At 52.8% G+C, this 4,712-nt stretch carries 4 protein-coding genes and 1 riboswitch; all 4 genes read right to left on the bottom strand.

Translation table 11 applies throughout. From position 1 onward, the window contains the following. On the bottom strand, nucleotides 1–470 hold a 470-nt coding region (gene cobI, locus QZP87_RS06720), incomplete at its 3' end, for a precorrin-2 C(20)-methyltransferase (RefSeq protein ID WP_291322150.1). Beyond that, a complete protein-coding gene (locus QZP87_RS06725; RefSeq protein ID WP_291322151.1) occupies nucleotides 470–1,459 on the bottom strand; it encodes an ABC transporter substrate-binding protein in 990 nt (329 codons plus the stop codon). The genes QZP87_RS06725 and cobI, both read right to left, overlap by 1 nt. A gap of 42 nt (nucleotides 1,460–1,501) precedes the next feature. Further along, nucleotides 1,502–2,263, bottom strand: coding sequence for an ABC transporter ATP-binding protein (locus QZP87_RS06730; RefSeq protein ID WP_291322152.1), 762 nt, complete (start codon nucleotides 2,261–2,263; stop codon nucleotides 1,502–1,504). Between the two features lie 15 nt (nucleotides 2,264–2,278). Next, nucleotides 2,279–3,304 carry an iron ABC transporter permease gene (locus tag QZP87_RS06735; RefSeq protein WP_287042673.1) on the bottom strand — a complete coding sequence of 342 codons (1,026 nt, stop codon included), beginning with the start codon at nucleotides 3,302–3,304 and terminating at the stop codon, nucleotides 2,279–2,281. Nucleotides 3,305–3,454: 150 nt separating this feature from the next. Further along, nucleotides 3,455–3,684, bottom strand: a riboswitch (cobalamin riboswitch). Nucleotides 3,685–4,712 lie beyond the last annotated feature (1,028 nt).

The following is a 4,712-nucleotide window of genomic DNA, read 5'->3' on the forward strand; positions in this document are numbered from 1 at the left end:
AGCAGGAGCAGGCTTTCCTCGCCCTCCACCAGGGTGGTGTTGGTGGCGGCTGCTGCAGCCTGAAAGGATGTGATGCCGGGGACGGTTTCGATGCGGATTTCCGGGGCGTTGGATTGCAGGCACTGCATGAGGTAGCCGAAAGTGGAATAGGTCAGGGGATCTCCCAGGGTGAGAAAGGCTGCGTCCTTGCCCTGGTTCAGCTCAGCCAGGATGGTGTCTACGTGCTCAGACCAGGCCCTGGAGGCCACTTCCTTGTCCATGGTCATGGGAAAGGGCAGCCTGTGAATCAGGGTATCCTTTGGAAGATATTCCCTGGCGATGTTTACGGCCAGGCTGTGGTTGTTTTTGCTGGAAGAGGCGCAGAAGACCACGTCTACTTTTTTGAGAATGTTGATTGACTTGAGGGGTATCAGTTCCGGGTCGCCCGGCCCCACTCCTATGCCGTAGAGTTTTCCTTGTCTGTTGTTCATTATTCACTGCCTTGCATTTTGCGGTAGTTGTCGAGTTTTTCCCGGGTGTCTTCATGGAATATATCCGGGTAAAGGTGTTCCCCCACCACGTATATCCCCTGCAGAAGGCGCATGGTGGGCCTGGAAACCAGGACTTCGTCAATAACGTAAACCCGGTTCTGCTGTACTGCCTTAAGCAGGTGCAAACCGGGGCGTTTTTTAATATTTTCAGGGCTGGCCTGGTTCATGGGGCCCTGCTGGGAAAGATAAACCTGAACTTTATCCGCCCTGGACAGAAGTTTTTCCTGCCCGAAATCTGCAATGTTGGTTCCGCGCACCTGCCGTGCATCTAATGCAGCGTTTTCGCCTCCTGCTGCTTCAAGTACCAGGATGGGCATGGAATCCGGGGAGAAGGTCTTGAGCTGTTCGTGCATGGATTCAAAGAACACGCCTTTTTTATCCTCCACATGAGCGGTCAGGCTCCGGGCGTATTCCAGCCCGTCCGTAAAGTTCTCCTGCATCTGCAGGGCCAGCTCCTCTTTTCCGGTAAGAATACCCAGGATCCGCCAGTATTTGAACATTTCCTTTTTGCTGCCGGGCTGCAGAGAGACCACGGTGATTCCGGAGCGCTCCAGGGTATCCATGAGCCGGGGATAGGCCCAGTCAATCATGGGCCGCACCAGCACCAGGTCCGGCCTGTGGGCCAGGATTTTTTCCGGGCCTTCCTGGTAGGAAAAAGACGGTCTTTCCAGGGCCTGGGGAGGGTAACACTCGTTCATGCCTACTCCGATGACTTCCTGGTTCAGGCCCAGAGAAAAAAGGTTTTCCGTATGGGCCCCATAAAGGGAGATGATGCGCTCAAAGGGCTCATCCACCTGGATAGTTCTGCCCCCCTGATCCTGGATGCTTTCCTGATCCAGGATTTTCATTTCCGAGGCCCGGGCCTGGCAACCAGAATACATTAGGGCCAGAAAAGCGCAGAATATGGTAAAGGCGGTTTTATTTTTCATAAACTGCTAGCTGACGGTTAAATTTTTATGCGCACAGAGATGTTAAACCTTGAACACCACCTGGGTGGACTGTGCATAATCGTCGAAATAGACCTTGGCCCGGACGTCAAAGACCCGCTCCAGGTTTTCCGGGGTGAGTACTTCTGTAGTCGGGCCGTGCAGCAGGATTCGTCCCTGCTTGAAAAAGATAATATGGCTGCAGAAGGCTGCAGCCAGGTTGATATCCTGAAACACGGAAAAGACCGTGGTCCGGGCCTGCTGGTTTTTTTGCCGCACTAAGGACAGAAGGTGCAGGCCGTGCTTGATATCTAAGCTGGCCGTGGCTTCATCCAGAATGAGCACCGGCGTATCCTGAACCAGGGCCCTGGCGAAAACCACCCGCTGGCGCTCACCACCGCTTAGCTCAGTAACCATCCTGTCCTGAAATTTTTCCAGGCCGGTCTTCTGCATAACCTCCCGGACGATATCCAGGTCCCGGCTGCCAGGAGAGGCAAAGCGCGGCAGAAAAGGATATCTGCCCATGAGCAGCACCTCCAGGACCTGGAAGGGAAAGTTCAGGCGGTAGTCCTGGGGAACCAGGGCCATTTCCTTGGAGATCTGTTTCCTGGAGTATGATCCCAGGGGGCGGCCGTTATACTCTACCATGCCCTGCTGCGGCACCCTGTGCCGGATGAGCAGGTCCAGCCAGGTGGACTTGCCGCTGCCGTTGGGACCCAGGATGCCGTATATTCTGCCCGAAGGCAGGTCAATATTTATATCTTCCAGAATGCTGGTTTCTCCCAGGGCGAAATGTACATCTTTCATGCAAAAGGCCATACTCTACACCCTGAACTGCATCTGGCGTTTGCGGAAGATATAGCAGAAAAAAGGCCCGCCAATGAGGGCTGTAAGCACCCCAATGGGCACTTCCGCCGGAAGCATGGTCCTGGTCAAAGTGTCCGCGGCCAGAAGAAGCACCGCCCCGCACAAAAGGCTCACCGGCAAAAGGCTTCTGTGCTCCGGTCCGGTTAGAGAGCGCATCATGTGCGGCACCAGAAGGCCTACAAACCCGATTATCCCGGAGATGGATACGCAGACCGCGGCCACCAGGGAAGCGGTTATCAGGAGGATAATCCTGAGCTTAGTGGTATCCACGCCGAGAGACGCCGCGGCCCGGCTGCCCAGGCAGATGAGATTTATATCCCTGGAATAAAACATGAATACCATAAATCCCAGAAACACCATGGACGAAGTCAGGATAAGCTCCGGCCAGGTGCTGGAGGCAAAGCTGCCCATGAGCCAGAATATTATCACCGAGACCCTTTCCTGGGCCAGGTACTTGAACAGGCTTATGCCGGCTGAAAGAATGGCGCTGACTATCACTCCGGACAAAATAAGATTGTTGGAGGACAGTCCCCCGGCCGTGGCCGAAAGATAGACCACAAAGAGAAGGGTCAGGCATCCGGCGATAAAGGCGAACAGGGGCAGGGTGTAAAGCCCAAGGAACTGCAGGTTGAACAGCAGTACCAGGGAGGCCCCGAAAGCCGCTCCGGACGATACCCCCAAAGTATACGGGTCGGCCAGGGGGTTCAGCAGAAGACCCTGGAATATGACTCCGGCCAGGGCCAGGCCCGCGCCAACAATGGCTGCGGTGAGTACTCTGGGCAGCCTGACCTCGAAAATCACGGTGTAAACCAGCGGGTCTGCCTGGAGCAAAAGCTCCTGCTGCCCGGTGATCTTGTAAAAGAGCATCTGGAAAGTGGTGGACAGAGGCACCTGGACGTAGCCCATGCTTACCGAGGCGATGATCATGCCCAGGAGCATGAATGTCAGGGTAACGAGGAGTATGGATGTCCTTATGCGCATAAAATATTGAAGATAACCAGCCTTCTTTGCGGTGTTTTCTCTGTTCTGTCTTCTGAAATAAAAAAACCCCGGGCCGATTGTTGTCGACCCGGGGATGTCCCATTTTCATCCGCGGCATCATGAAGTATTGTACCGGTTGTCCGGCCCGGCAAGGTCTTCAGGTGTTCAGGCAGGTCTTCTGACTTCCGGATCTATCTACTTGCCGCGCCTTCCCACCCCGCACTTACTTTTTTCTTCAAGGAAAAAACACCCATTGAAAAGTAAGTGCGGGGCAGTGGCCTGTCTGCGGCTTTGGTCCCCGGTTACAGCGGTGGGTCCGTCCCTGACTTGCACAGGGTTCCCTTTTAAGTGCTATGCACGCCTGATCCTGTTACTGCTTTGAGCGTAACCATCAAGTGGGGGCGGATACCACCTGGGGGCAGTCCCCAGGACGGTTCCCGGCAGTCAGCATTGTGTATCCCATGAAAGTCCATCTTGACACCAGTACTTCTCTATCGCGATCTTTACCTGTAACCCGGTTATCAGTTATCAGAAAAAAGGTACCTGATAACCAGTAACAGATAACTGGTTCTTGTTTTTTCTGACCCCAGTGAAATGGAGAAAACTTCAGGGCAGCCAGAGTTTGAGGCTTAATTCACTAAGGAGTCATCTACGTTCATGGATTCAACCATGCCATATGCATAGTTATTAACAGATACGATGCGTCAATCCCACTATTTGTAGTATTCTGATATCTTGGATGGGATACAAAGTCAAGAAGAAGAGTCGCCGGTATCTGTTTAACTTTTTTAAGGAAAGCAGGGGACACCCCAGCCCTTGTTATTATGTTGATGAAAAAAACAGACTTTAATTAACAGGGACTGGGAGAGCCAGTCCCCGTGCTACCTGCAAATGGCTAAACTAAACTGTTACAATTCGCAAAACTGGTTGCCTTTGACCTGGTTGGTTCTTAGGCGCTTAGCACAAATTTCAAACAAACATGTTGGTCGTAAAAATCGGTTCCTGGTTCCTGGTTCTTCGTTCCTGGTTCCTGGTTACCTCTTGTTCCCAGGCTGGAGCCTGGGAACAAGAAAAGAAAAGAAAAGAAAGAAAAAAATCCCTGCTTGCATGTTAATGGGGACAGGCACCCCGGCACTTATTTTTTTTTGAACAAGAAACAGATTAGAAAAATAAGTGCCGGGAGAGCCAGTCCCCGTGCTCAACGCGTCCTGCAAGGGTTGACCGAATGATGCCCCGCAGGGGCCTCTTTTTCCGCGCAAAGTCGCGGAAAAAGCTTAGGCGCTTAGCACAAATTTCAAACAAACATGTTGGTAACTTTTTCTGATATCCTGCCCCTCTAGATAGGATCACGCGCACGGCGTAAACTCCCCTCCCTTAGTAAGAAAGTATGGGTGTATGGGGGTATCCA

This window comes from Desulfonatronospira sp. (assembly GCA_003563255.1).
Taxonomy (GTDB): Bacteria; Desulfobacterota; Desulfovibrionia; order Desulfovibrionales; family Desulfonatronovibrionaceae; genus Desulfonatronospira.